This window comes from Marinobacter mobilis (assembly GCF_900106945.1).
Taxonomy (GTDB): domain Bacteria; phylum Pseudomonadota; class Gammaproteobacteria; order Pseudomonadales; family Oleiphilaceae; genus Marinobacter; species Marinobacter mobilis.
The window spans coordinates 67,920-94,532 of sequence record NZ_FNNE01000012.1; the positions used below are offsets into that span (position 1 = coordinate 67,920).

Annotated in this window: 24 protein-coding genes; 9 read left to right on the plus strand and 15 right to left on the minus strand. The window is 57.0% G+C overall.

What is annotated here, in order from left to right:
- Positions 1-148 precede the first annotated feature (148 nt).
- Positions 149-547 carry a fibronectin type III domain-containing protein gene (locus BLV11_RS18565; RefSeq protein ID WP_245726061.1) on the plus strand — a complete coding sequence of 133 codons (399 nt, stop codon included), beginning with the start codon at positions 149-151 and terminating at the stop codon, positions 545-547.
- A 10-nt stretch (positions 548-557) separates the two neighbouring features.
- Here the strand turns inward: BLV11_RS18565 and BLV11_RS16915 are convergent, their stop codons facing one another.
- The 4 genes from BLV11_RS16915 to BLV11_RS16930 form a co-directional block, all read right to left on the minus strand.
- Positions 558-3,149 carry a CHASE2 domain-containing protein gene (locus tag BLV11_RS16915; RefSeq protein ID WP_091817235.1) on the minus strand — a complete coding sequence of 864 codons (2,592 nt, stop codon included), beginning with the start codon at positions 3,147-3,149 and terminating at the stop codon, positions 558-560.
- Positions 3,150-3,169: 20 nt separating this feature from the next.
- On the minus strand, positions 3,170-4,828 hold the full coding sequence (locus BLV11_RS16920) for a FecR domain-containing protein (RefSeq protein ID WP_091817239.1): 1,659 nt from the start codon (positions 4,826-4,828) through the stop codon (positions 3,170-3,172).
- A gap of 17 nt (positions 4,829-4,845) precedes the next feature.
- Entirely contained in the window at positions 4,846-5,556 is a 711-nt protein-coding gene (locus tag BLV11_RS16925) for a response regulator transcription factor (protein WP_091817242.1), read from the minus strand.
- A 149-nt stretch (positions 5,557-5,705) separates the two neighbouring features.
- Positions 5,706-7,856 (minus strand): DNA topoisomerase III, encoded by a 2,151-nt coding sequence (locus BLV11_RS16930; RefSeq protein ID WP_091817246.1) that lies wholly within the window; start codon positions 7,854-7,856, stop codon positions 5,706-5,708.
- 142 nt (positions 7,857-7,998) lie between these two features.
- Between BLV11_RS16930 and BLV11_RS16935 the strand changes: the two genes are divergently transcribed.
- A complete protein-coding gene (locus BLV11_RS16935; protein ID WP_091817250.1) occupies positions 7,999-8,328 on the plus strand; it encodes a BolA family protein in 330 nt (109 codons plus the stop codon).
- 11 nt (positions 8,329-8,339) lie between these two features.
- Positions 8,340-8,966, plus strand: coding sequence for an L-threonylcarbamoyladenylate synthase (locus BLV11_RS16940; protein WP_091817254.1), 627 nt, complete (start codon positions 8,340-8,342; stop codon positions 8,964-8,966).
- 8 nt (positions 8,967-8,974) lie between these two features.
- Here the strand turns inward: BLV11_RS16940 and BLV11_RS16945 are convergent, their stop codons facing one another.
- Complete coding sequence (locus BLV11_RS16945) at positions 8,975-9,610, minus strand: hypothetical protein (protein ID WP_091817257.1); 636 nt, start codon at positions 9,608-9,610, stop codon at positions 8,975-8,977.
- Between the two features lie 134 nt (positions 9,611-9,744).
- On the opposite strand from BLV11_RS16945, the gene BLV11_RS16950 reads away from it, so the two are divergent.
- The 4 genes from BLV11_RS16950 (at position 9,745) to BLV11_RS16965 (ending at position 13,672) form a co-directional block, all read left to right on the plus strand.
- A complete protein-coding gene (locus BLV11_RS16950) occupies positions 9,745-10,164 on the plus strand; it encodes a DUF2946 family protein (RefSeq protein ID WP_091817260.1) in 420 nt (139 codons plus the stop codon).
- A 199-nt stretch (positions 10,165-10,363) separates the two neighbouring features.
- Entirely contained in the window at positions 10,364-11,230 is an 867-nt protein-coding gene (locus BLV11_RS16955) for an MbnP family copper-binding protein (protein ID WP_091817264.1), read from the plus strand.
- Positions 11,231-11,243: 13 nt separating this feature from the next.
- A complete protein-coding gene (locus BLV11_RS16960) occupies positions 11,244-12,440 on the plus strand; it encodes a methanobactin export MATE transporter MbnM (protein WP_091817266.1) in 1,197 nt (398 codons plus the stop codon).
- A complete protein-coding gene (locus BLV11_RS16965) occupies positions 12,437-13,672 on the plus strand; it encodes a porin (protein WP_091817269.1) in 1,236 nt (411 codons plus the stop codon). The genes BLV11_RS16960 and BLV11_RS16965 overlap by 4 nt, the downstream gene beginning before the upstream one ends.
- Here BLV11_RS16965 and BLV11_RS16970 read toward each other — a convergent pair.
- A complete protein-coding gene (locus BLV11_RS16970) occupies positions 13,627-14,868 on the minus strand; it encodes an MFS transporter (protein WP_091817272.1) in 1,242 nt (413 codons plus the stop codon). The genes BLV11_RS16965 and BLV11_RS16970 overlap by 46 nt on opposite strands.
- 177 nt (positions 14,869-15,045) lie before the next feature.
- Here BLV11_RS16970 and BLV11_RS16975 point away from each other — a divergent pair, with 177 nt between their 5' ends.
- The gene (locus BLV11_RS16975; protein ID WP_091817277.1) at positions 15,046-16,311 is read left to right on the plus strand and encodes an alkane 1-monooxygenase; all 1,266 of its coding nucleotides are present in this window, start codon (positions 15,046-15,048) and stop codon (positions 16,309-16,311) included.
- A gap of 66 nt (positions 16,312-16,377) precedes the next feature.
- On the opposite strand, the gene BLV11_RS16980 is transcribed toward BLV11_RS16975, so the two are convergent.
- Entirely contained in the window at positions 16,378-17,019 is a 642-nt protein-coding gene (locus BLV11_RS16980; protein ID WP_091817282.1) for an MBL fold metallo-hydrolase, read from the minus strand.
- Between the two features lie 232 nt (positions 17,020-17,251).
- Here BLV11_RS16980 and BLV11_RS16985 point away from each other — a divergent pair, with 232 nt between their 5' ends.
- Positions 17,252-17,791, plus strand: coding sequence for a cytochrome b/b6 domain-containing protein (locus BLV11_RS16985; RefSeq protein ID WP_091817286.1), 540 nt, complete (start codon positions 17,252-17,254; stop codon positions 17,789-17,791).
- 53 nt (positions 17,792-17,844) lie between these two features.
- Here the strand turns inward: BLV11_RS16985 and BLV11_RS16990 are convergent, their stop codons facing one another.
- The 8 genes from BLV11_RS16990 to BLV11_RS17020 form a co-directional block, all read right to left on the minus strand.
- Positions 17,845-20,022 (minus strand): alpha/beta hydrolase, encoded by a 2,178-nt coding sequence (locus tag BLV11_RS16990; protein ID WP_091817291.1) that lies wholly within the window; start codon positions 20,020-20,022, stop codon positions 17,845-17,847.
- A 554-nt stretch (positions 20,023-20,576) separates the two neighbouring features.
- Positions 20,577-20,747, minus strand: coding sequence for a hypothetical protein (locus BLV11_RS18365; RefSeq protein ID WP_175528374.1), 171 nt, complete (start codon positions 20,745-20,747; stop codon positions 20,577-20,579).
- A 173-nt stretch (positions 20,748-20,920) separates the two neighbouring features.
- The gene (locus BLV11_RS16995; protein ID WP_091817294.1) at positions 20,921-21,307 is read right to left on the minus strand and encodes a YkvA family protein; all 387 of its coding nucleotides are present in this window, start codon (positions 21,305-21,307) and stop codon (positions 20,921-20,923) included.
- Positions 21,308-21,460: 153 nt separating this feature from the next.
- Complete coding sequence (locus BLV11_RS17000; protein ID WP_091817297.1) at positions 21,461-22,771, minus strand: sensor histidine kinase; 1,311 nt, start codon at positions 22,769-22,771, stop codon at positions 21,461-21,463.
- Positions 22,761-23,444, minus strand: a complete 684-nt coding sequence (locus BLV11_RS17005; protein WP_091817330.1) for a response regulator transcription factor — start codon at positions 23,442-23,444, stop codon at positions 22,761-22,763. Before BLV11_RS17005 ends, BLV11_RS17000 begins: the two co-directional genes overlap by 11 nt.
- A 7-nt stretch (positions 23,445-23,451) precedes the next feature.
- Positions 23,452-24,948 (minus strand): ArnT family glycosyltransferase, encoded by a 1,497-nt coding sequence (locus tag BLV11_RS17010; protein ID WP_091817300.1) that lies wholly within the window; start codon positions 24,946-24,948, stop codon positions 23,452-23,454.
- Entirely contained in the window at positions 24,932-25,960 is a 1,029-nt protein-coding gene (locus tag BLV11_RS17015; RefSeq protein WP_091817302.1) for a glycosyltransferase family 2 protein, read from the minus strand. Before BLV11_RS17015 ends, BLV11_RS17010 begins: the two co-directional genes overlap by 17 nt.
- On the minus strand, positions 25,944-26,333 hold the full coding sequence (locus tag BLV11_RS17020; protein ID WP_091817305.1) for a GtrA family protein: 390 nt from the start codon (positions 26,331-26,333) through the stop codon (positions 25,944-25,946). The genes BLV11_RS17015 and BLV11_RS17020 overlap by 17 nt, the downstream gene beginning before the upstream one ends.
- Positions 26,334-26,613 lie beyond the last annotated feature (280 nt).

Sequence of the window (26,613 nt, forward strand, 5' to 3'; positions counted from 1 at the left end):
AAAAATTCAGTACGCTGGCGTTTTTCTTACCGGCTCCTGTCGGAAAGTTGACAGTTTCGTAATTAGGAAGATGACGTTCCGCCCCCGGATAATCGTTCGCGTTTTGAACAGTTTCCTAATTTAGACAAATAAATGGTGCGGATAGGCTATGAATAGCGTCATTAAAAAGTCACGAACGACATTGGCTTCTTTTCTTGTTGGGGCGGTCCTGGTGGGTTGTGGGGGCGGCGGCTCCGGTGAAAGCGATTCCGTCTACTCAAACGGTCAGGGTGTTGCGGGCGGCCTGGATACTGCGACCCTGAGTTGGAACGCACCGGCAACGCGGGTTAATGGTGATGGTCTGGCCATGGGGGAGCTGAAGGGTTACGTGATCCGGTACGGGCAGCAGGCCGATGATTTGGACAACCGGATCGAAATCGGCGACGCCAGTGTTATGGATTACACGGTTGGCGGGCTCGGTAACGGTTCCTGGTATTTCACCATTCAGGTCGTGGATGTGGATGGTTTGGTCAGTGCGCCTTCAGAAGTGGTCAGCAAGACAATCTGAGTCCTTCCTGTCAGTTGGGTATTGGGGCAGCTATGGGTAGCTTGATGGTAAAGGACGACCCCTCTCCCAGCGTAGATTCAACCTCGATTTGACCCCGGTGTTTCTCAATCACCACGTTAACAAACGACAATCCCAGCCCGGCCCCCCGGTTGCCTGATAACTCGCTGCTTTTCTGGCGTCGAAAGCGATCAAACAGATGGGGTACTTCTTCGGGCGCAATTCCCGCACCTTCATCACTGACGGTCAGGCAGGCCAGGTGCCCGGCCTGATACACCTGTATTGTGATCGTCGATCCTGTATCGCTGTACTGTACGGCGTTTGTTAGCAGGTTGATGACTACCCGTTCCAGTAGTTCCGCATTGCCCTTCAGCCAGAGGTCCTCGTAGCCCTGAAGCTGGAGTTTGATGTCCTTGCCGAAGGCCTGCTCGATCACGCTGTCTCTGGCGTTCTCAACAATGCTCAGCAGCTCGCATTCATAGAACCGGGTTTCTGTCAGCTGTTCGGCCCGCGCCAATTGGACGAATTCCTCGGCCAGCTGATAGCTTCGTCTGGCGAGCCGGCCCAGCTGTTCGAGTTGGTCAGTGTCGATATCCGTCGGGTGGCGCTTGAGTTGCTCGATCAGCGCCAGCTGGGATACCAGCGGGGAGCGAACATCATGGGAGATGAAGTCGATGGCCTCGCGGTGCTGACGCTGCTGCTCCCGCAATTCGGTGATATCCGAAATATTGGCAATGAGGCCTTGCTGGCGGGTGTGGAAGCTTTCAAACGGCGCCAGGTGGATCAGGAAATCCTTGCCGCGGATGCGTAGGTCGACCGTCCGGCTCTGCGCCAGGGTCAGGGTTTCCGCAAGCGTTTCCTTCCAGGCAGGGTTGTTGCGAGGGTCGTGTCCCTGGAGCAGGCGGGTCAGAGGGAGTCCGGTCAGGCTTGGGCGAGGTTCGTCGAACCATTCCTCGATATGGCGGTTGGCAAACTGGATGACCCCGAGCTCATCGGTAACGATGATGCCATCAGGCATGTGCTCGAAGCTCTTGAGAATAAACGTCTGCATGTTATTCATCCGCTCCGTCGCCTGGCGGACCCGCTCTATACGAGCAGTGATGTTTTCCTTGGAGGATGTAAGCGTGCCTTTGTCCGCGAGGTCTGCGGACAAAGGCAGCTGGCGCAGGTAGCGCTGGACGGCTTCCCCGCTCAGAGAATCGGGCAGCTTCAGGCCTAGCACGTAATGGCTGTCGCAGCGATCGATGTTGAGCCAGCTCAGGTTTTGGCGATGAATCCATGCGTTACGGGGCAGGCGCGGGGGGACGCTCTCCCGGGACAGGTTGTGGTGGGACAGCGTTTTGTCGTCTTCCATGAGCAGCCAGCCATCGAGGGTGAACAGCTCGGTGAGATAATCCAGCAGCTGGATTGGATGACGTTCTGACAGTTCCCGCAGCGACAGTTGCGGACCATGGCCCAGCTCATCCAGCTGCCGGTTGAGGAAGCGGGTAGTGATGGCCAGACGCCGGGCGCTCCATAATGGGAAGGCGATCAGCGGCACCAGCAGGGCATTGGCGACCGGAATCCAGCGATGGGCGACCAGAATCAGGGTCGTAAAGAGTGCGAGCAAGGCAGCTGCCAGCGTGGTGCACAACAGCAATGTCTGGGTAGGCCGCAGGCGGGGCAAGGCAGATGCCACCAGCAGGATGATGGCAAGGGAAAGAAACGCAGCAATGATACCGGAGCTCGGTCTGATCAGGGTCTGGTTTGCTAGTGCCGCGTAACTGTTGGCATGAAATTCCACTCCGGAAAGCGGCAAGGCCATGTTGGAGAACGGTGTTGGAAGTACGTCGCCAAAGCCCGGAGCTGTCGCGCCGACGAATACGGTCTTGCCGTTGAACTCCCGTGGCGCTGGTGGTGATAACAGCACGTTGGCGTATGAGTACATCGGATAGGTTTCCGCCGGTCCAGCCAGCGGCACTGCGACATAGTCTGAACGAACATTGACATAGGGTGGCAGTTCGCTGTCCTGAGGAAACTCCGGCGGGGCGACCTTGCCGTTGCCGGCACCATGGGCAGCCAGGGCGAGGCTGGGCCAGAGGTGTTTCCCGAGTCCGTTAAAAAGGTACAGTCCCCGTGCCAGGCCGTCGGGATCCAGTTCGACGTGGGCGTGGCCGAGACCTGCTGCAGCCTGGCTCAGCGTCGGGGTAGGCAGGTATTCGGAGATGGTCTCACCCTGGGATGGCGGCGACAGATGAATAGGAAGCACCACATTGCCGTGTGCTTTCATGGCCTCAGCCAGGTCTTGATCATCAGCGGAAGGTTCAGGAAACAGTATGTCGAACACGATCGTTCTCGCGCCGGCATCATCAAGTTTGCGGATCAGGTCCGCGTGGGTGGATCGTGACCATGGCCAACCTCCGAGGCGGTCAAGGCTGGCATCATCAATGGCCACAATCGCGACATTGTCTGCAACCTTGGCCGGATGAGTGGTGATCAGAGCGTCATAAAGCCAGAGGTTGATGCGCTGGGGAATCGTAGTCAGCTGTAATAACAACAGGATAGCGAGGAGAGAGAGGCCAAGCGTCCAGAATGCATTGGTGGTGGGAAGCTGGTCTCGCGTCATGAAAAGTTCTGTTGCTGTTGTTATTCGATAAATAGCTCCCGTCCGGGTCCCCAGCGGCTTGCCAGCGGCCCATCAGACAAAGCCTTCAGCCGGACAAAATAACGTCTTCCGGGAATCAAACGCAAGGCCGCAGTGGTATCTTGGACTGTAGCTTCCTTCACTATGTTCCTGAATTCCGGGCCTTCTGACAATTGTAGTAGGTACCCGTCGGCAGTATCAGCCTTCTCCCAGAAGATCCGAACCTGGCTGTCGATGTAGTTGATACTGAGGATATGCACCGGCGGAAGAGTGCCATTGACGACAAAGGGGCGGGGCGCCGAGGTCGCGACCGAGTTTCCGCCGGCTTCGGTGACCACGCGCCAGTAATACTGCCCGGGGTTCAGTGGGCGGGAGGGCAGCGCACTGTTATCCGGTGCCCATTCACTGCTGGCCACAAGGTTGCTGAAGTCTTCCGATTCAGCAATCTCGACTCGGCCCACTTCATTGTTGCCACGGTAATCCCACCGGAACGCTGGCAGGTCATCGTTTATGTCGGCATTTGCCGCCGGGCTTACGAGAGTCGCGGGGCGGGCAGTGAGGTCGATATCGACCGCAACGGTTGCCGGCATGCCTGCAATGCCCCTGGTATTGAGGGAAGCGACGTTGATGGCGTAGCGGCCGTTGTCGAGGTAGTTAAGGGTGTACTGGCTGCCTCTGATGGCGTCGCTACGGATCCAGCGGCCGCTGTCGGCCTCGAAAATATCAATCCGGTGCTGGGGCGCGCCATTATCTATCCAGCTCAGTTCAGCCGGTAGCGTTTGCAGTTGCGGGGGCAGCGGGTTGGGCTTTGGCGGTGGCGGTAGCTGGAAGATGTCGACGATGCCCGGACGGCGGCTGTCCACGCTCGCGCTGTAGCCAGCAGGAATGTTGCGGGTCCGGCCAGCGGGTCCGAATGCAACCACCCCTTCGGTGACTTGCAGATCGGTCGTGCCGGGGTGTGCCTGTAGCGAGAATGCGGTGCCGCGGACGGCGGCTACCGCTGACGGAGTCTCCACCTCAAACCGCGCGCCGCCACGTTCCAGTGGCTGTACCTGAGTGCTGATGCCGCCATGATCCAGCCGGAGCCGGGTGTCGACCATACCGGCCTTGCCGTATTGCGTAAGCTTGTTGAAGATAAGTCGGGAGTTCGGATTGACCCTAACCGTTGAGCCATCGGCCAGCGCGATAGTGGCACTGCCACTGCGGGACAGAATCTCATCACCCACGCGGATGTGGCTGTTCTCGGTAAGCGGGCGCTGGCGACCGTCGCTGGCGGTGATCAGGTGGACGCTACCGGTGACCGCAATGGCCTTCGCCGGTTCCGGCTGTTGTTTCAGCCACGCGACAGGAATCCTCAGGGTGTCCCCGGGGGCGAGCACGGTATGGCTTGCCAGCTGGTTATAGCTAAGCAACTGGGCGCCACTGTGAGCTGGCCCCAGCAGTTCCCGGGCCAGGGTATCCAGCAGCTCGCCCTCTTTGACCGTGTACGTCCAGTCGGTGCCGGTACCTGCTTGCTGTATCGCGGTTGTCGGCGCCAGTTGGGAGCCCCGGGTCAGCGGAAGCTCGCCAGTGGCCGTGCCGCTGAGGGTGGCCAGCGCGATCAGCGCAATGACCGGGGAGCAACGGTGTCGGGCGCAACGTGGTAACAGCGAACGTAACATGGTTTGCCGGTCCTGACTCAATCCTGGATCACTTCGTTAGTCATGGCATTGAGTGCCTCGAGGCGATAGCCGCGCTGATAGATCGTCTTGATCCGGTAGCCATTGTCCGGATTCAGACCAAGGCGACGGCGCAGGCGGCTCATGTGGGTATCCACGGTTCTGGTGTTGATGTCCCGGGTCAGTCCCCAGACCCGCTCCAGGAGAACCTCACGAGTCAGCAGTCGTCCCTGGTTCTGGAACAGGAACAGGGTGAGGTCAAAGTCCTTGTCGGTGAGCGTTAATGGCTCGTCGTTCAGGGCGATGGTCCGGAGCTGTGTGTTGATGCTGAACGGCCCAAATTGCAGGACTTCCTTTTCGGCTTCCGGGCCGGTGCGGCGGGCCAGGGCATTGATCCGCGCCAGCAGCTCGGCCGGGCGGGCAGGCTTCGACAGGTAATCGTCTGCGCCGGCATCCAGAGCCTGGACAATATCCTGCTCGCTGTCTCGCTGGGTCAGGAAGACCACCGGAATGCGCCAGCTCAGTTGCGCCCGGACCACTTTCAGAACCTCAAGGCCGGTACCATCGGGAATCTGCCAGTCGAGGATCAGCAGATCGTAACTGCGGTGAAGTACCGAGCTGATGAAGGCCTGGCCGGTCGGGTAGGCGTCGCACTCGTAATTGCGTTCGGCCAGCAGAGTTTTTATATGCTGGGCCTGTTCCTGCTCGTCTTCCAGCAGAGCAATGCGCATCCGCGAATCTCCTGTCATTCATAGAGGGCGCCGGGACAACTGACAGCGGCGCCAGGTTACTGACTATTCTGACAAATTCCGATGTCGGCGTCAGTGATGTTGTGTAGCTTTTCAGTAACCATGTGGCGGCTGGCCCCAGTGCAATGTGTTTACAGGGCGGGTTTGCCGTCGTTGTCATTAACTGTTTGTCGGCAGGACGGGAAATTACTGCAGCCCCAGAACCAACCTTTTGGCCCCTGGCGGCGCACCAGCGGCGAATAACAGTTGGGGCAGGGAATGGGCTTCTGGCCAGTGCCATCCTGCGGTGCCCGTGCTTCCAGCGGGCGGGTGCCCTTGCAATCCGGAAAGCGGGTGCAGGCGTGAAACTGCCCGAATTTGCCTTCACGAATGCGCATCGGAGCTCGGCACTTGGGACAGTGTACGGCAGCGTTGCCTGAGGCATCCTGATCTGCGTCAACTCCGGCAGGCGCGTCGATGTAGCCGCGGATCTGCTGTTGAAGTTCGCCAAGGAACTCACGGGGATCCCCTTCGCCCTGGCGGATCCGCTCCAGCGTGGCCTCCCACACGGCTGTCATGTCTGGGTTGGTAATGCCACGGGGAAGGGCGTTGATCAAGGTCTGGCCTTTCTCCGTCGACTTGATGTGGCGACTGTCTCGATACAGGTACTCGCGCCGGAACAGGGTTTCGATAATGGCGGCGCGGGTAGCCTCGGTGCCCAGGCCGTCGGTCTCGCGCAGGGTTTTGCGCAGATCGGCATCGCTCACAAAACGGGCGATGTTGGTCATCGCTGCCAGCAGCGTGGCGTCGGTGAAGTGCTGCGGGGGCTTCGTCAGCCGTTCCCTGAATTCGGCCCGGTCACAGACGATGGCATCGTCCACGTTGAGCCGGGGCAGGGGTACTTTTGCCGGTTCCTCACGGGCATCGCGCTGGTGTATCTCCAGCTGTTTCCAGCCTGGGCTGGCTATGGCCGTTTCGCTGGCCCGAAACTGGTGCTGGCCAATGATCAGGGTCAGTCGGCCTTCCCGGTGGATCGCTTCCGGGTAGAACTGCATCAGATAGTATCGGCTGATGAGGTTATAGATGTTGCGTTCGGCCTGGCTCAGCTTGCCTTTGGCGGCTGCTCGGCTGGTAGGGATGATGGCGTGATGGGCGTCTACCTTGGCATCGTTCCAGGCACTGGAACGCCTGGCGGTGTCGGCGCCATCGCACGCCTGACCCAGGTCTTCGTCTACCCTGGCGATGGCCTGGACGACCGACTGGCGTTGCTCGAAGTGCCCCTCGGGCAGGTAGCGGCAGTCGGAACGGGGGTAAGTGATCAGCTGATGGCGTTCGTAAAGGCTCTGGGCGGCATCCAGCACATCCTTTGCCCCCATCCGGAACAGCCGGCCGGCTTCAATCTGCAGCGCAGACAGGGAGAACGGAAGCGGTGGCCGTTCCTTACGGTCGCGGAAGCGGGCCTCGGTAATCCGTCCGGGGCGACCCTCAACTTCGGCGACGATCTGCCCCGCCAGCGATTTGTCGAGCAGGCGGCCCTCATCGTCGAGGTGGTCCTGTAATCCTTCATCGGGCAACCAGCGGGCCTCGAATGTCGCAGAGCCAGCGACGGATTCCAGGTCGCGAACGTGCGCAAGCACCCGGTAGTAGGGCTTGGGCTCGAAATTGGCAATCGTCTGATCGCGCTCCACCACCAGGCCCAGTACCGGCGTTTGCACCCGGCCCACCGAATACACGCCGTCTTTGCCCTGTTCACGATACGACAGGGTGTAGAAACGGCTCAGGTTGATGCCGTACAGCCAGTCTGCGCGCTGCCGCGCCAGCGCGGAATCCGACAGGTGGCGGAATTCCCGGTTATCACGAGGGGCCTGCAGAGCGCGGGCGACCGCGGCGGGCGTCAGGTCATTGATCAGCACCCGTTCCACAGGACACTCGGCACCGGCATGGCGGATGACTTCGTCCACCAGCAACTGTCCTTCCCGATCCGGGTCGCCGGCATGCACGATGACGTCCGCCTTGCGGATCAGCGATTCCAGCACGTTCAGCTGTTGGCGGACACTGTCCTTGGGCATCACTTGCCAGCGTTGCGGAAACAGCGGCAGGTCCTGCAGACGCCATTTTTGCCAGCGCGCGTCGTAATGGCCCGGCTCGGCGGGCTCCAGCAGGTGGCCTATACACCAGCTCACGACGACCGCCTGCTCGCCAGAGCCGCAGCGGAGCATGCCGGGGCCTTTTTCCAGCGGACCGGGTAAGGCCGCAGCAATGGCGCGACCTAGACTGGGTTTTTCGGCAATGTACAGGCGCATGGATGGTGGCGGTATTCCGGGCTGGAGGTCTCAGGGAAACGGACGATGGCGGTTTACCCGGAAACTGTCAAGCGGGAGGCGGCCGGGGTGTAGTAGACTGGGGATCTGTAATCAGAACGGATATCAGGAGTAGGTTAATACCATGTCGGTGCAAAACACCATTGAGCAGAAACTGAATGATGGCTTCAGTGTGGACTTCCTGCAGGTGGAGAATGAAAGCCACATGCACAGCGTGCCACCGAACTCCGAGACCCACTTCAAAGTGACCCTGGTATCGGGAGTGTTTGAGGGGCAGGGCAAGGTCAAGCGCCACCAGGCCATATACCGGGTTCTGGCAGAGGAGCTGGCAGGCGGCGTTCATGCCCTGGCTCTTCATCTCTATACGCCCGGGGAGTGGGCTGCGGTTGGCGCAGCACCGGCGTCACCGAATTGTATGGGTGGGTCCAAGCACGATCCCGCTATGAAAGGATAAGGAATCCTGTCATGAGTCAATTTTTCCAGATTCATCCTGAAACGCCCCAGAAGCGCCTGATCAACCAGGCGGTCGACATCATCCGTAAGGGCGGTGTTGTCGTCTATCCAACGGACTCCGCTTACGCTATCGGTTGCCATCTGGGCGACAAGCAGGCGGCGGACCGGATCAAGCGGATCCGCAGGTTGGATGACAAACACAACTTCACCCTGGTGTGTGCGGACCTGTCGGAGATTGGTACCTATGCCAAGGTCGACAACAGTCAGTACCGCTTGCTGAAGACTTACACCCCGGGACCGTATACGTTTATTCTCAATGCGACCAGTGAAGTTCCGCGTCGGCTGCTGCATCCCAAACGGCGGTCCATCGGTTTGAGAGTGCCGGACAATGCCATTGTTCAGGCATTGCTGTCAGAGCTGGGCGAGCCGATCATGAGCAGTACCCTGATCCTGCCTGGGGAAACTGAGCCGATGACGGACCCTTATGAAATTCGTGAAACCCTTGAGCATGAACTGGATCTGATCATCGATGGGGGGTTCTGCGGATTTGAGGCGACCACCGTGGTGAACATGCTTGAAGATATTCCGGAAGTTACCCGCGTGGGCAAGGGTGACCCGGAGCCGTTCGAAAACGCCTGAGGACGCAATCAGACGCGGGCATTCAGGCTGAAAGCGTAGTTCTGCTGGGTGCCGGCAGCTTCCAGTTGCTCGGCGCCGACCATGCGGCGAATGCTGTCGTAGCGGTGGACCAGGTCGCCGAGCCCGTTGAACTGCTCATTCTCGCTGACCAGTGAGTCGAGCAGGGGATTGCTCACCCCGTACGCTTTGTTCAGCTTCATCGCCGTATCCACGAAGGAGACCGTCGGTTCGTTGGTGCTAAGCCGGCTAAAGGCATCGCGAAAGGTCTGGTTGTTGTTCAGATCCTGCTCAATTTGCTGACGCTTCTCAGCCGGGATGGCGGCCTGAAGCGCCAGTGTGCCTTCAGGGGCCTTGCTGACCGACATCCGGGTGCCGGGGTGAATGCCATACTCGGCAATTTTATGCCGCAGGGTCTCCCGTACATAGCTGGTATCCTGGCCCACACTGGTCTTGTATTGGTTGATGGCCAGGCGTGACGAAGCCTTGGGAGCGGGTGCCCCGGAGAGGGTGACATCGTCCTGGCTTTGACTGCTGTCGGCCTTGTTTTCCTTGACCGGAGCGGTGTCGGCTTGTGATTGTGCGCGTTGACTGGCTGCCTGTTGCAGGCCAGCGCTCATACGGGCAAGAGAGGTGAGCAGAGACACGGCAAGTTTCCTCCGGTGTCGACAAATAACCAACGTTTGACTTGCATCAAGCAAGGAGCGTGCCTGAAAAATCCTTTTTGAACTTGCCTGCCAGTTGTGGCTTAATCGGCGCCGTCCACACAATTGAGCAACGAATGACCAGTCTCCAGCGTTTTCAAACACCTGCGTATGCCCGTCGGCAACAGGCCTGGCTGGTATTGGTGTTGTGCTGCTTCCTGGTCCAGGCCCTGAGCCCCCGCGGCTATATGCCAGCCGCCAGCACCACCGGCTTTCCGGCCCTGGGTTTTTGTGGCGACCCGATTCCGGGCCTTGAGCAGCTTCTCGATCTTGGGGCTTTCCCCGACACCGCCCCTGACCACCCGGACTTTGCTCACGAACAAACCCACTGTGTGTTTTCCGTGGTGGCTCAAGTGGCAGCCGTTGCGGAAACGCGGGTTCAGCCGCAAGCACCCCGCACCGTATCCCTTCCCCTGGCAACCGCCGCACGGGTGGCTGCCGGTTCACTCACATATCGCCTTCCTGACTCTCGGGCTCCCCCGATACAGACCGTCTGACCTTTTTCATTTCCTGATTGATCGCAGTTTCGCACTGGGACCAGCGCCTGTTCGCGCCTGTCTGTCCCGTTAGCGGCTGCATGGTCCCGGCAACGTCGGGGCTGATCCTTGCTGGACAACCTGAATCCGCGGGTTCCCTGTTGACTGCGCGCTTGCGTCGGCAAATGGGGAAACGGCGGTATCGCGATAAGGAATCGTTATGTCTGTATTGAAAGCCGTGTCTTTGGTGACTTGTTCATCCGTCTTGCTAGCCTGTGGCGGTGGCTCGTCTTCGACCTCGGAAACCAGTGTTACAACGACCGGAGTGGTTCTTCCTTTTGAGGCGGTCTACAACAGCGGCAATGACCCCATAAGCTGTGACGGCACCATGAGCGGTCTTGGTGCTGGCGTAGACGCTGAGTTGCTGGATTTTCGCCTGTATGTTCACGGTGTGACGGTGGTGACAAGCTTCCAGAGAGAGCTGGCGGTGTCACTGGACACCAACGACTGGCAGGGTGAAGGCGTGGCCCTGCTGGACTTCCGGGGCTACATCTCCTGTGGAACAGAGCCACAGCTGCCCCGCACGCAGGTTACCGGGTCGGTAAACCTGGAGGATGGGGAATATCTGACAGGCGCATCGTTCACCGTTGGCGTGCCGGAAACCCTGAACCACAACAACCTGGCCAGCGCGCCGACACCCCTGAACGTGCCTACGCTGCATTGGAGTTGGCAAACGGGTTACAAGTTCCTGCGGATGGATGTCAGTGTGATTGGCGGAGACGATTTCAACGTCCACTTGGGCAGCACGGACTGCACTGGCGATGCCACGGTTGGCGAAACGGTCACCTGCTCTCGCAGTAATCGTCCGCAGATCGACTTCCCCACGTTCAACTTTGGTCAGGATGTGATCGTGATCGACTACGGGGTGCTGGTCGCCAACGCCATTGATGGTGTTGACGACGGTGGCGCACCGGGCTGCATGTCTGGCGTAACCGATCCTGAGTGTGATCCGGTCTTCACCGCCCTCGGCCTCGATCTCGGGACCGGGCGTTCAACGTCAGCCCAGACGGTCTTCCGTCTTAAATAATCGGAGGTGAACGATGCGGACATTCCCGGAGTCCCATCGTTCCCGCCTCAGCCAGCGGTGCCTGCTCCTTGCAGTAGTGGTGGGCCTGACTGGCTGTGGTGGCGACGGTGAAACGACCTTTGACGATTCGGCTGTTAGTGCGACGGCCTTTGATTGGCGGGTGCCGGCGGGAACGCCGTTGCCGCTGGAGCCCCTGGACAACCCGATGACCGAAGCCAAGTTTGAGCTGGGGCGGCATTTGTTCTTCGACCGGCGGCTGTCCGGTAATGGCTCCCAGGCTTGCGCTGATTGCCACCTGCAAAATCTGGGCTTTACGGATGGTGTCGAGCGCTCCCTTGGCTCAACGGGGCAGCGGCATCCACGCAATGCTCAGCCGTTGCTCAATGTGGCCTACCATGCCACCAAAACCTGGGGTAATCCCTCACTGCTGACGTTGGAACAGCAGATTCTGGTGCCGTTGTTTGGTGAGGCGCCGGTTGAGCAGGGCCTGACCGAGGAGAACCTGGCAGACGTGCTTGAGCGTCTGCGCAGTGACCCCGTCTACCCATCGCTGTTCGAAGCCGCGTTTCCGGAGACCGGGTCACCGCTCGACACCGGGACGATTGTCAAAGCGCTGGCCTCATTTGTGCGCGGTATGGTGTCGTTCGAAACGGCCTTTGATCGTTACGAACGCGGCGATTCCGCTGCGCTATCCGCCAGCGCCCAGCGTGGGCGAGCGTTGTTCTTCAGTGAAGACCTTGAATGCTTTCATTGCCATGGCGGCTACAACCTCAGCGATTCCACGCTGGACCGCACCATGAGTTTTGTCGAACGGCCATTTCATAATACCGGCCTGTTCAACATTGGCGGGACCGGCGATTACCCGGATGGCAACCAGGGCATCTTTGAGATCACCGGTGACCCCTCAGACATGGGGAAATTCCGTGCGCCTTCGCTTCGTAATGTTGCGCTGACGGCCCCGTATATGCACGACGGCAGTATGGCGGACCTGGAAACCGTACTGGAATTCTACGCCGCCGGCGGCCGGCTGATCAGTTCCGGTGAGAACGCCGGTGATGGTCGTGTTAATCCGTTCAAGGATAGCTTTGTCAACGGTTTTACCATGACGGAGCAGGACAAAAGCGACCTCATGGCCTTTCTTGAAAGCCTTACCGACGTCGGTTTTATCACCGATCCCCGTTTTTCTAACCCATGGCAGGCTGCGGAATGAACGCTGTGCAACTGAGATTGTTTCCCCTATTGATTGCCCCGGCCTTGGCCCATGGCCATGCCGGAGAGAGCCATGTGATGCCAGCCGCGCCTGAGGTGTCGAGCCTGAGCGTCGACGCCGGTTTTTCAACAACCTATCGCACCGGCACGGTGGTGCCGACGGTCGGGGTGTGGCAGATCCCCGGTGTCCTAATGGGTGCCGATGCCTATGGTGCCAGCGATACCTTCAACCTGGACGGTGCCAATATTCATCTCAAGTGGCATGGGGCACAGCGGGCGCATGCCTCGCTCGATATTGGCTCTCACCATGATGGAGACGTCGCGTTGGAGGAAGCGCTGGCGGGCTACCGGATAGCCGATCCGGGGAACGTAATGCTGGAAGCGGGTCGGATGAAGGCGCGGTTTTCAGCGGAAAACCGCGCTCATGCCTACACGCGCCCGTTCAGTGAAAACAACCTGATCTACGACGCTTTCTATGGTGCTCACTATGTCGACGAAGGTGCGCGAGTGAGCAGCAGGCCGGTTGCCGGTCTTGAACTTGGCGTTGAAGCCTGGCGTGGCGGCCACTACCCGGCAACGGAAGGGAAAGAGGGCATGGCCCAGGACGCCTATGCCCACTGGTATGGGGGCGCAGGACCGTGGGTGCTGGGGTTGGGAGCCTGGGTGATGCTGGCGGACGCCAGCGAACGGCCGGATGATCGCCTGGTGGGCGGCCATAGCCATACTGTCAGCGCGGATCAGAAAGCAGACCTGGTATTCAGTGGCCAGCAGGACAGTGCCGGAGCCCGGTTATCCCTGTTGTGGCAGGGCCGGAGTGCCTGGTCACTAGGTTTGACTGGCGAGGTGGTCAAGGTCGAGGTCGATGGCGAACTCAGGGACCGCCAGCGTCAAGCCCACCTTGAGGGCGACTATCTGGGGTGGTGGCTGCAACCGGAGCTGCGCTGGCAACAGCATGCACTCGCCGTTCGCTACGTGCAACTGGTGCTGGATAACCATCTGGTTGGTGCTGGCGGACCGGTTCTCGCGGAGGATGCCGGGTTTCTCCAGAACGGCACAGACCCTGATTGGCTGGGGGTGAGTTATCGCTACCAGTTGCAGGACGGCTTTGGTGTGCGAGCCGAGTGGACCCGAAACCGCTCAACTGGTGAAGCGGAGGATTACCTGGGATTTGGCATCTACTGGGCACATCAGCTGTGGTCGTCCACCGGCGGTTGGTGGAAGCCCCGGGATTGAAGGGCCAGGATCGCAATGACCATGGTTCCCAGGGTTCCTGCCAGTATCAGTAAGGGGGTGTAGCCGGTGGCGTCGGCGATCAGGCCGCCGATCAATCCGAATACGCCGGCGCACACCACCTGAATGGACGCCTGAACCGTGAAGTCGGTGCCTTCCCACCCTTTCCGGCACAGGCTCATCATCACCGCGAACAGGGCAACGGTTGAGGCGCCATCCGCGATCTGCTCAAGGATGCCTACGGAGTAAACCAGCCCAGATGCAGTTCCACGTTCGGCCACCAGGGCCCAGGCCGTCATGGTGAGTGCCTGGGCCAAACCCAGGTAGATCAGGCTGCGGCGGCTCCCGGCTAGCTGGTATAGCCAGCCTCCGGCAGCGGCGCCCAGCAGGCCTGCCAGGCTGGTGACCAGCGTGAAGGTGCCGATATCGGCGCGGCTCCAGCCACCATCGCTGAGCATGGGGCGTATCAGTCCCGAACCCATGGCATCGGCGATCTTGTAGGTTGCCAGCAGGGCGAGCCAGGGCATCATGCCCGGAAGCGACAGAAATCCGGTGAACCCCTCGCGCAGGGTTTGTGCAGTTGGGGAGCCGGCCTCGACGCGACGGCGTAGCCGCTGGACGCGCGCAACAAGCAGGTAGCACACCAACAACAGCAGTACCGGCACCAGCAAGGCCGTGCCAATACCGGCGAGCTCCGCAAGTACCAGCAGCAATGCTCCGCCAGCCAGCATGCCGATCTTGTAGCCAGCGACCTGAAGCGTGTTGGCTAGCCCGCGCCAGTGGGGAGGGATCCACCGCACGGCCAGACCATCGGTCACGACGTCCTGCGTTGCCATCAGCAGATTGATGGTAAGAATCAGCGCCACCACCAGTATCAGTTGGTTACCGGCGGGGGATAGTCCGACAAAGGACAGCAGGGCGAGTGCCGAGACGGCCCCAAGCTGCAATCCGCTAATCCACTGCAAGGGCGTTGTGCCCTTTTGCAGGCTTCGATCGATGGCCGGCGCCCATAACACTTTCAGCACCCATGGCAGGGCGAGCAGCTTCAAAGCTCCGATCCAGGCAAGTGACACGCCGGCTTCGCGCCAGAATACCGGTAATGCATGGGCAAACAGTCCTGACGGTAAGCCCTGGGAGACGTACAACGCGGCCAGCGCTGCAAAAGAGGTGGCGCAAGGGCGAGTGGGGTGGTTGGTCATGGTCTGGTCAATTGAGGCTCGGAAAGGAAACTGGGGCTATGGTTACGGTTCATCGGGTTTTGAGCAAGAGTCATTCAACCTGAAGTTGTCCCAACTTGACATGGCATTTCTTAAACAAACTGATTTATTGTTGTATTGTCCTACAATAAATCAATTAATATTTGAGAAGAGGGTGCCATGAACGCTAAAGCCAGCGAAGCAGCGAAACTGAACGATCCAAAGGTCCCGAATTCCGCGGGTTGGAAAGACCCGAAGCGTTATATGTGGTTGCTTGGCCCGGGTTTGCCAGTGATCGGTTTCACCGCTCTGGCGGGCTATGCCATCGCCCCCAAAAAGCTGCGCGCCCTGGCCTGGACGGGGCCGGCCCTGGTGCATGGTGTTATTCCGGCCCTCGACCGGATCATCGGTGATGATCAGAGCAACCCACCGGAATCTGCGGTCAGTCAGCTGGAAAATGACAAATACTACGGCCGCATCGTAAAGGCGTTTATTCCTACCCAGTACGCCATGACGTTCCTGGGGGCCTGGTTGGCCAGCCGCAAGAAGACGCCCATGAGCGACCGGATCGGTATTGCGCTGACGGTCGGAGCGGTCAATGGCATCGGCATTAATACGGCCCATGAGCTGGGGCACAAGGGCTCCCGGCTGGACAAACTGCTCGCCATGGCCGCCCTTGCTCCGACCGGCTATACCCACTTTGTGATTGAGCATAACTATGGCCACCACAAGCGGGTCGCTACCCCGGAAGATCCGGCGACCAGCCGCATGGGGGAAAGCTTCTGGAAGTTCCTGCCGCGCACTGTGGTGGGCGGCATCAAGTCAGCTGTCGAAATTGAAAAGGCCCGTCTTGCCCGTCGCGGCAAAGGCTTCTGGAGTCGGGACAATGAGCTCCTGCAGGGGTGGGCGATGACCGCGGGTCTGTTCGGAGCGGTCACGCTGACCTGTGGTACCCGTGGTCTGGCGTTTATGACGGCCCAGGCGGCTTACGGTGCCAGCTTGCTGGAAGTCATCAATTATCTGGAACACTATGGCCTCAAGCGTCAGCAGGATGAGGACGGAAAGTATGAGCGGACCAAGCCTGAGCACAGCTGGAACAGCAATCACATCGTAACCAATCTGTTCCTCTACCAGTTGCAGCGTCATTCCGATCATCACGCCCATCCAACCCGCAGCTTCCAGGCCCTGCGGCATTTCGAGGATGCCCCGCAATTGCCTGGAGGCTACGCGTCCATGCTGCTTCCGGCGTACATTCCGTCGCAGTGGTTCGAGTTGATGGACAAGCGGGTGATCGAGCACTACAAGGGTGATCTGTCACGGATCAATATGGATCCGGACCGTCGGGAAGAGTTGATGGAGAAGTATCGGGACTTCGCTGCTGAAGTCGCAGCCCGATATGAGGCCGGGGAAACGGAAGCGGCAAGCGTAAATCAGAATGCCGCCTGATCAGTCAGGCTATACCGAGGGTTCAACAGATTCAGCGGCCGCCTTGTGCGGCCGCTCTGGTTACCTTCAGCCCCAACGATCAGACACAAAGGGATTGGTCTGTCGCTCCGTACCAAAATCAGACATCGGTCCATGGCCGGGAATAAAGCGCACGTTATCTCCTAACGGAAACAGCTTCTCGCGAATGGAGCGGATCAGGGTGTCATGATCACCCTTCGGGAAGTCCGTCCGTCCGATGGAGCCCTGAAACAGCACATCCCCCACCAGCGCGAGTTGAGTTGCAGGCTCGTAGAACACCACATGTCCCGGGGTATGGCCCGGCGTATGGATAACCTGCAGTTCGACATTACCGACAGTAACGGTATCACCATCTTCCAGCCAGCGGTCCGGGGTGAACACTTCCGGAACCGGAAAGCCAAACATCTGGCTCTGTTGCGGCAGGGCCTGAATCCAGAAGTCATCGTCCTTCTGCGGACCCTCAATGGGCAGGCTCAGCTCCTTTGCCAGTTCCGCCGTACCTCCGGCGTGATCTATATGCGCGTGAGTCAGCAGAATTTTTTCAACACTGACGCCTTCCTCAGCGATTGCTGCCCTGATGCGATCCAGGTCACCACCGGGGTCCACGACCGCGGCTTGTCTGGTGGTATCACACCAGATCAGGGTGCAGTTTTGCTGGAAAGGTGTGACAGGAATAATGCGGTAATTCATCGGGAAGAGAGCCTGCAGCTATCGGAAGCGGGCAGTGTAGTACGGGGGCGGGGGTGATTCAAATGCCTGCACGGGAGCCTCAAAAATTCGGACCGTTAAGTTTCTGTTAAGTAAACCCTTCTAAGGTCTGCCTTCGTGGAGGCAACGGCTGCGGACGTGGGGTGCGCCAGGGGGTGCCACGCGGTCGTTATTTCTGAATCGGATTAGATGTACGCGCATGGAGAACAAGCGAATGTCTGAAGGGATGAAAGTCTGGGACCCGATGTTGCGGGTGTTTCATTGGTTGCTGGTGATCGCGTTCACGGTGTCGTGGCTGACCGGCGACGAGTGGGATGAAGTTCATGAAATCAGTGGCTATGTGATTGCCGGGCTACTGACGTTTCGCCTGCTGTGGGGATTGATTGGCCCCCGCTATGCACGGTTTGCGCAGTTCATCGCGCGGCCATCCAGTACCTTGGCGTACCTGAAGGATATGAGCCGGGGCGAGGAAAAACGTTACCTTGGCCACAACCCGGCGGGGGCGGCAATGATTGTGGTGTTGATTCTGTCTCTGGCGATCGCCTGCCTGAGCGGGTGGCTCTATCACATTGGCTGGTTTGCCAATGATGAGTGGCTCGAAGAGGTTCACGAGTTCTTTGCCAACGGCCTTCTGGTCCTTGTTGCGTTCCATGTGGGCGGTGTCATCATTGCCAGCCTGAGGCACGGAGAGAACCTCGCCCGCGCGATGGTAACCGGTCAGAAAAGGCCGCCGGAAAGCGACGATATTGCCTGATAACGGATGTCTCCCATAATGGCGGCCAGCATCCGCTGGCCGCCAACCTTTTCCTAAAAGATACCCTGATTCTTGCCAGCAACCAGCTCCACAATCCGGCCATCGCTCAGTGCAAGCGTCGCCGGACCATCACTGTCGATGTCGTAGTGAACCGCCATGCCTTCAAAGCAGATCGGGGCCAGGTCCAGGGCCGCGGAAGCGACATTGGTCAATACGCCACTGAGCGTCAGCGCCGGCGCCAACTGGGTTTCAGTCTGTACGTGGCGATAGCTGCCAGCCCAGGGCAGCGGTGTGGCGCCCTGATCAGTACCGGTGGCGAATGATCGCTTCTGCCCACCGCAGCCAGCGGCTGACAGGTCAACCAGCGCCTGGCTGGCATTACGCGCCCGCAGGTCACTGATCCAGTAAGCCTTGTCGTGGACAATGCCGAGATCCGGGTAGTTGAACCTTGGGTCAAACAGGTAACTGACTCGGTTTGGCGTGGTTACCCGACGCCAGTCCGCACTCAGTTGTGCCTCCTTGCCCCATTCATCGAGCATGAGCAGGGTCAGGTGCTCAGCCAACGGATGGAGGTAGAAGTGGTAATCGACCTCCTCGGCAAGGGCAAGCCGTTGGGCAACCGCCAGGGACTCGTGGATGGGTACCAGTTCATCGGCTGCGGCATAAAGATACGCGCTGGGCACATGTTGCAGGTTAGCCAGATAGTCGATCACATTCTCGGTGCCGACTTGAGGGTCGGCAATGCTGCCAAGTATGGAGGCCAGTACTGGTCGCAGCAGTGACTCCAGAGCCGGATCAAGCAGCTCATCCACCAGCGGCTGGACACTGGGCCTGTTCATCAGGTCGCCCGTATGGGCGACCCAGCCGACCATGCCGGCAAACCGATCCGGGTAGTGAGTCGCCATGTGCAGTGCACCAAAGCCACCCATGGAGTAGCCGGAAGCGAAGACCTTGTCTGGATCGATATCATAGACCCCCTCAATGTCGGCCATTACGTCCAGTACATCACGCTCGGAGATCCCGGTGTAGAAACCGTATGGCCCCCGGCCGAGTGGCGTGACCAGAATCCGCCCGAGTTCATCACCGAACTGGCGCTGCATGTTGGGCTGATTGATCTGGCTGGCGTGATTGGCTTCGCAACCATGCATCACCACCATCAGTCCGGGGCTGGACTGCGCTGTTTCAATACCGTCTGGTACATAGACGCCATAGGGCTGGTACTTGCCCAGATAATTGAATGACTGACCGCAGAAAAAACCACCGCCGTCACGCCCGGTAATCCCGGGTATGGCAATGCCTTCTCCGAGGGAATAGTTGGAGGTGTACACGCGCTGCTGAAAGCCGGTTGGCGCTTCAGCGATTCGGGTAACCCGCCGGCGAAGGTCTTCTACCGTTACGGCTGCGCCAAATTCGCTGATGTCTCCACCAGCCAGCACAGACGCCTGCCGGTCTTCCCAGAAATTACCGGAGGCTGGCAGAGCCTGATTCACCGCCCCATCGGCTGAAGCTTCCTCATCGGTGCCACGAAACGCCACGTTCATGACCGTACCATCGGCCTTGGCAATGGCAGCCTGAATGCGCCATTGCTCCCCCTCAGGGACAGGGAGATTCAGGCTCATGATGTTGGTCCCCGGGTCGCCCACGTCAGTGAAAAATACCTGGTCCCAGCCATCGCTGCGGACATCAATACGACCCCAGTGGCCGCCGCCGGTGACACTATGCGGATCGCTGTCAATTGCGATGCCGAGGATCGCGTCGTCAGGGTTGAACATGGTATTGAGTTCGGCCGTGATCAACAGACGGTTTTGTTTGATGGCCAGACTGAGCCGAACCAGGTCGGCGGTATTCTTCAGCCCCTCCGGATAACGCTGGTCGCCCGCTGCAGGTGACAACAAACCGGGGGTATTGGCCACAGGCACACCGGCGTTGCCCCCACGATTGAGGATATTCAGCAGGGAGGGCGTCATGGAGACCAGGCCACTGTCCGCGCCGTAATCATCGTAGATGTAGTCGTAATAGGTCAGGGTGCCCAGACACAGCTCCGTGGTACCTGCGACCCAGCTGTCGCGAAAGCACTGGTGGCTGACTAGTGATGAAGTAACAGGGGGAGTGTCCTCGGTTACATTGGTGTGAACGTCGGACGCGACAACCGGTTCAGGGTCACCGCCACCACCGCAGGCGGTGAGGAGTAACGTTAAAAGGGATAGCACGGCTTTATTGTTCTTCTGCATTTGAGGTTTTCCTTCGGGTTAACAATGCCTGTGGTGCGGGTACCCGTCGGGCATTAGCGATGCGAGAGACACTGCAGCCGCTGGAAACACCACATCAATCAAGTATGTGGGGCCGTGACCGCAGGCTGAATGGCTATCTTGATCGCTGGTTATGTCAGCACAGCCATAAAAAGCCATCCAGCGGTGAAGGAACACCTGAAATCACTGATTGAAGAAGCAGGCGCGATCGGTGTGTTTGTGCACCGACGTTCTTTGTTGGGGACACGATGTTTTTCGGCCGGGAACGGCTACAACAACTGGGGTCGTCTGTTCTTGCGAGGCATTCGTTTGAGCGCAGGGGCGTGTGGATGGTACCCCCGACAGGACTCATAGGTCCATGCAAGCAATTGTTTTGTTTATATGTAATCTATTTTTTTCTTGATATATGCCCCCATTTGTACCCCCAAAATGATTTGTGTACGCAGGCGAAATCCCTCAAGAAATCAGGTAGCAAGCATCAATATGTAAAAAGCAATTAGATCGCAGGTTGATTCATTCCTTTCGCTCTGTACCAGTTATGGAAGGGCAAAAGACTTGCATCCTGCCAGCTTTTTACGCCAGAACTCAATTGCAGCATTTTTTTCAGCTGCCCATAATCCCATCCGGCGCGGAGCAGCAGGGCGATGTCGTTGTTGTTCCGCTTTTAAACAAAAGCGAACATTCGAGAGCCAGCCAATTTCTCCCATTTCTTTCCTCTGCGCCTATCCGAAATCCAAACTTCCGAGTACCCAGAGACTTGCGATCGGTAGCTTGGTAGGTAAAACGTCTGCCGCTAGGGGTATAGTGACAAAAACCCAAAAACGCTGAATTTTCTGCGGTTTCATTTCTAAGGCGCGGCACACTTTTCACAACTTACACATTAGGAGTGACCCGCCGCAGCATTCCATACCAAAAAGCCAAAACCCGACGCACATGAAAGCCATATGACAATAACGACTGCGGCCGCGACGAGACTAACCGGTTTGGCTATCACTTCAGAGGCTTTCGAACGACTCGCTTCTATCACATTCTTTGGCGTCAGCTTGATGACGAGCATGATTCCCAGTGGGAGGAGGATAATGTCATCAAGATAGCCGACGATCGGTATAAAGTCGGGGATGAGATCAATAGGACTCATGGCGTAGGCGGCGATAGCCAGTGCAAGCAGGCGTACGAATAGGGGAGTGTTTGGGTCTCGTGCCACAAAATATACAATTAACGCATCATTTGTGACACGCGAGGCAGTAGCTTTCAATTTGCCGATCAAGTTCTGGGACCTCGCAGGAATAATCTGGCTACAAATACAAACTCAATCTGCGTGTCTGCTTGCTCAGTAAGTCCATCTGGATAAGCGATTTAACTAATAAAGCTTTGTCCGGTTGCTCACTGTACACGGTGAGTCTCTTCATCGGTCTATTCATTAAGTACCAGCATTTCCAATCAAAATTTGAAAGACGGTCCCTTCGTTGTTTGACCGGATGAGTTCCAGAGTCCACCCGAGCCGTTCTGCCACCAATCGAACGATCAATAATCCAAACGTTGAATTCTTGAAGTTGCCTTTTTGCTTATCACCCAAAGAACGTATGTCAGGTTTGAATAATTGTTCCCTATTTTCGAGGGGCAATCCCGAGCCAAAATCTTGCACCACGATTTCTCCTGTCCTAATGGTTATTTCAACGTCCGAGCGTGTGTGGCGAAGCGCATTTTGAATCAGGTTACGTAAAAGCAGCCGGACTAATGACGGATCAGCAAAGATGTCCTCGCTGTCTTCGTCCTCAAGCTTGACACGACCTCGATAAGCGGGAGTGCTTTGCTCCAGATCAACGATCAGCTCTCTTGCAAGCCGGTACACTGAGAATAGTTGATTCGATTCTTCTCGGTCTTCACTGCGAGCAAGTGCAAGAAGAACTTCCATGTCATCCTTCATTGCGTGGGTCGTGGTGCGGATTCGGTCGATCGTTTTCTGATTGGCTCTGGAAAGATCCCCTCTTTGTTCGAGAACTTCGACAGCACCGGAAATGACCGCCAAGGGCGTACGAAGCTCATGGCTAGCGAGTTTTACGAAGGAGCGCTCCCTCTCAATGTGGCTCTCAAGTTCAGAGAGAAACAGATTAAATGACTCCGCAATGTGGGCAAACTCCCAGTCGTCGTAGTCGCTGTGACATCGCTGCATGTTCTTGGAGGGCTCGATACTCTGAATTTCATGAGTAAGCCGTTTCAAGGGCCGAGCGATGTAATTTGCCGAGGCTCTGGAAATGAAAAACGCTGCGAGAAACATAACGCTAGTGATGCCAAGCAGAATCCATTGAATAAGTCCCTGCCTGCTCTCTAGGATTGAAGTGTCCTGTGCCAGGTAGAGCTGGCCGGCGGGCTTCTCTACTTTTCTAGCAATGACTTGTTTGGTAACACCATTCTCCTCGAACTCATCGGCGTAGGGCAAAGAAAGCCCCTGGAAGTAGTAAGGAAGTCCGGATTCTGATTCGCCAGCTGGCAGAAATAACACTTCCAGCCTGGGTGTTTCCAACGGACGAAAGGTTCCTGCCGCGAGCTGCTCTTCGAAAAACGCCGCATCCGCCCGCAATTCCAAGTTCAGTATGGTGTCATCCGCATCGTCTATGAAGAAATCGACGGCAAACATAGCAATCGCGGTCGTCGCCGAAATGAGGATAAAAATCGTCCGAGCAATACGGCTGGCCACTGACTTCTTGGATGAACTGCCTTCATTCGGCATTGGGTGGTTCCAGCCTGTATCCCCGACCGTGAACGGTCTTCACCATCCCGTGACCCAGTTTGTCTTTGAGAGATTTTCGGAGAGTGTAAATATGCGTCCTCAAACTTTTACCTTCAAAATCATCATCCGTCCCCCAAAGGGCATCGCATAAAGACTGATGGCTTAAAAAGTTTGGATACTCCCGGATGAGCAGCTCAAACAGTCTCGCAGGAGTTCCTGAAAGCTCTGCTTTCAATCCATGGAATTCGGCTTCCAGTGTTCCGGGGTTGAACAAAATATCGCCTGCTTTCAACACTGGCTTTTGGGGAGCATGTCTTCGATGAAGCGCTTCTATTCTTAATTTTAGTTCTCTCAGTTCAAAGGGTTTAACCAGATAGTCGTCTGCTCCGGCATCAAAACCTTTTTCTTTATCATTAATGTCACTAAGGGCAGTCATCATGATGATAGGGGTGGGACAGTGAAGATCCTCGCGGATTTTTCTAGCAATCTCGAAGCCATTGACGCCGGGGAGCATCAGATCAAGTATGACAATGTCATACGTTTGGGTTGCCAGCAGGTGTAAAGCTGTTAAACCGTCGGCTGCATAATCTAACGAGAAACGATCCTCCCCCAGATATTCAAAGATATTCTCCGCCAGATCGATTTGATCTTCCACGATCAATAATTTCAACATATCGTAGTTAACCACTCTTCGAATTTAGTTCGGGACTAACGACGCCATTCTGGCTCTTGCTTGGTTGAAGATCGATAGAGAATAGTTGATACCTTTTGTTTTCCCCTAACTTCTGAGTGTCGGGGGATTGCCGATTGAGAAATGCGTTCACCTCATCATTGGGTATCGCTGCGAAGACCCTGTCGTAACCTTCAGCTTCCAGCAGGCTGTCGAACTCTGTTGAGGTAACTTCCACAGCATCGCCCAACGAGTAAAAACGGGCTGAAAATGGCATTTCACCTATGTAAAAAATTGGGCTGTCCCCCTGTCGCTGGATGCTCTCATAACGGCTGATCAATTGCTTCTCGGTTTTTAATGGCTTTACGCCACTAACACCGATGAAAACAAAAAGGGTGATGAGAATGGGCGCAAGCCAAACAGCCCCCGACCTGATCCTGGACCAAGGACGTAAATCGAGCTGCGACACCCATCCAGCAATCAGAATTGCCGAGAAGGGCAGAGATGGCAGGATGTACGTCCAAAGCGTGTTACCTGCTAGGGTGAAAAACAGCATTGGCGTTATCGCACAAAACATCAGATATAGCGTTGAGGCATCTTGAACAGCATCAGTGAATATACCCTTTGTTGTGCCTCTCGCTGCTGCAAATCCAAAGCCAACCAAGCCAATGATCCCCCACGGAAATGAAGCCCAAAGCCAGAATATCCATATCATGCCCTTGGGCCGGTTGTGGGCACTACCGTATAAATCGCCGGCCCATCCGGGATCCAGAAACCGGCTAAAGTGCTCGCCAATAATGAAGTAGTCGAGGAACCCCGGCGTTTTCAGTTCAGCGAGCACGTACCATGGCAAAGCAATCAATAGTGTAAGAAGTGAACCAAGGAGCCATGGTAGTTTTTTCAACGGCTGTAACCGCTGCCTGAAAATAGCAGCCCAGAGCACCAAGGGGGTAACCGTCAGTACAACAGCCAACGGTCCCTTTGACAACAAACCGACAGCCAGGCCCACGAAGAACCACCAACGCCAGTAATCAGAGCGCCCTGAAAGCACAAACCACACGCTCACCAGCGAGAGGGTCGTTCCAAAAACCAAGAATGTATCAGTCATTACTGCGCCGGCACTGATATAGGTGAGTGCCATGGTAGAAAGCACCAGAGTAGACCATCGAGCGACCACAGCACTCCGCGCATGTTTTGCAAGGCACCACGTCAGCCAGATGATTCCAATCGTGGCAAACCACGCCGGTAGCCGGAGGGAAAATTCAGACAGTCCAAATAGCTTTAGAGAGGCAGCCTGAGCCCAGAATGACAGGGGTGGCTTTCCCCAGAACGGAACTCCGGGTTCGAACCAGGGAGTTATCCAGTCCCCGGTTTCAGCCATTAAACGGGCGATCTCCGCATATCGGGGCTCTGTTGTATCCACAAACGGAAACAGTGTCATCCCGATAAAGCGACTCAACAATATGGCGGCCAGTACCCAGAACCAGGGCTCAAATCGCTTTAGCATTTTTGACGCCTCTAAAGTTACTGATTTGGTCTCGGCTCGAAGCCTCCCGGGTCTCGACCACTTCTTCGGTCAGGTACAGTGGTCGCTGTTTCGATTCGATGTAGGTTTTGCCCACATACTCACCGACGATCCCAACGCTCACCAGCTGTATGCCGCCCAGAAAACTGATGAGGGCGATTAAAGAGGGATAACCGTCAGTCGGATCTCCGAGCATTATCGCCTTCACTACAATCCAGAAACCGAACAACCCACCGACGGACGCGGCCAGCAAGCCAACAAGCGTTGCCCATCTGAGCGGTGACACTGAAAAGGAGGTCAACCCTTCGAGAGCCAAGCCAACCAGGCCCGGATAATCCCACTTGCTTTCTCCAGCCGCTCTCAATGCCCGGTCGTATTCGATGATCGTCGTTGGCATACCGACCCAGGCGAAGAGCCCCTTCATGTAGCGGTTTCGCTCCCCTAACCTTAGAAGGGCATCGACCGCCCGCCTGCTCATCAATCGGAAATCACCCGTATCGACTGGTATTTCAGTACGACTGGTCCTATTCAGCAAACGATAGAAAAGGTGTGCACTCCAACGCTTGAAAAAACTCTCCCCTACGCGCGATCGACGTTGCATCAGGACGACATCAAAGCCTGACTTCCAGCTCCTGACCATCTCGGGAATATATTCAGGTGGGTCCTGAAGGTCTGCATCCAGAACGATCACCGCCTCCCCCCTGGCATGCTCCAGTCCAGCCGTCACGGCTGCTTCTTTGCCAAAGTTACGGCTTAACTTAACCAGGCGGATGCTCGACCTCTTTTCAATAACCGTCTTCACAAATTCGGCACTGCCATCTTCACTGCCATCGTCCACGACTACGATTTCCGAACGAATATCCAGGCTCGCAAGAATTGGCAATACATGCTCAAAGAATATAGGGAGCATCGACCGTTCATTGAAAACCGGAACCACCAAAGAAAGTAGGTCTGATTTATTCGGCACGCGGGAAGTCTTAAGAGGTTTGTTCATGGAACACCAGCCTTTGGTAGACAACATAGTTGAATGCAGCGACAGCTACAGTGGTTAGGAGCTGTGCAGGAGCAACGGGGATTTCGAGCAGTTGATGCAGAATGAAAAAAATCAGAACGTTCAGGAGAGATGCGAGTGAACAGGAGAAAACGTATCGCCAGACGGCCTGGATGTGTGGTCGCGCATTTGGAAAAGCGAGGGTCCGCTGCAATCCGTAATTGGTAACAGCACCAACGACACTTCCAGAAAAGGTGGCCCCTACAGGTTCCATTCCAACGAAAATCAAGCCGGACATGGCCGCCCAATGGAATAGCGTTGCCATTCCTCCAGCAGCAATAAATCCACTTATTCGTTTAAAGGAAACCTTGTTCATTCTGGCCGTCGCACCTATGCAACTGAGGCTTTTGGAGATTTCCACATAGAGTATTGGGTGGGCAGTCAAAACTTGTTGAAGGTTTTGTCAAGAAAATGTCAAAGGCCACTCTTGGGCCTCGTAAAGAAGCAAGTGGAGACAGGCAATTCGCTGGGGCATTGGGGAAATGTCAGCGTTCTACAAGCCAGTCCAACACACACGCCCCCTCGGCTATGCAAACCTGAGTCTGGATGGTGCTACATGAATCTGGGAGGGGGGGGGCAATTCATGGATTCTAAAA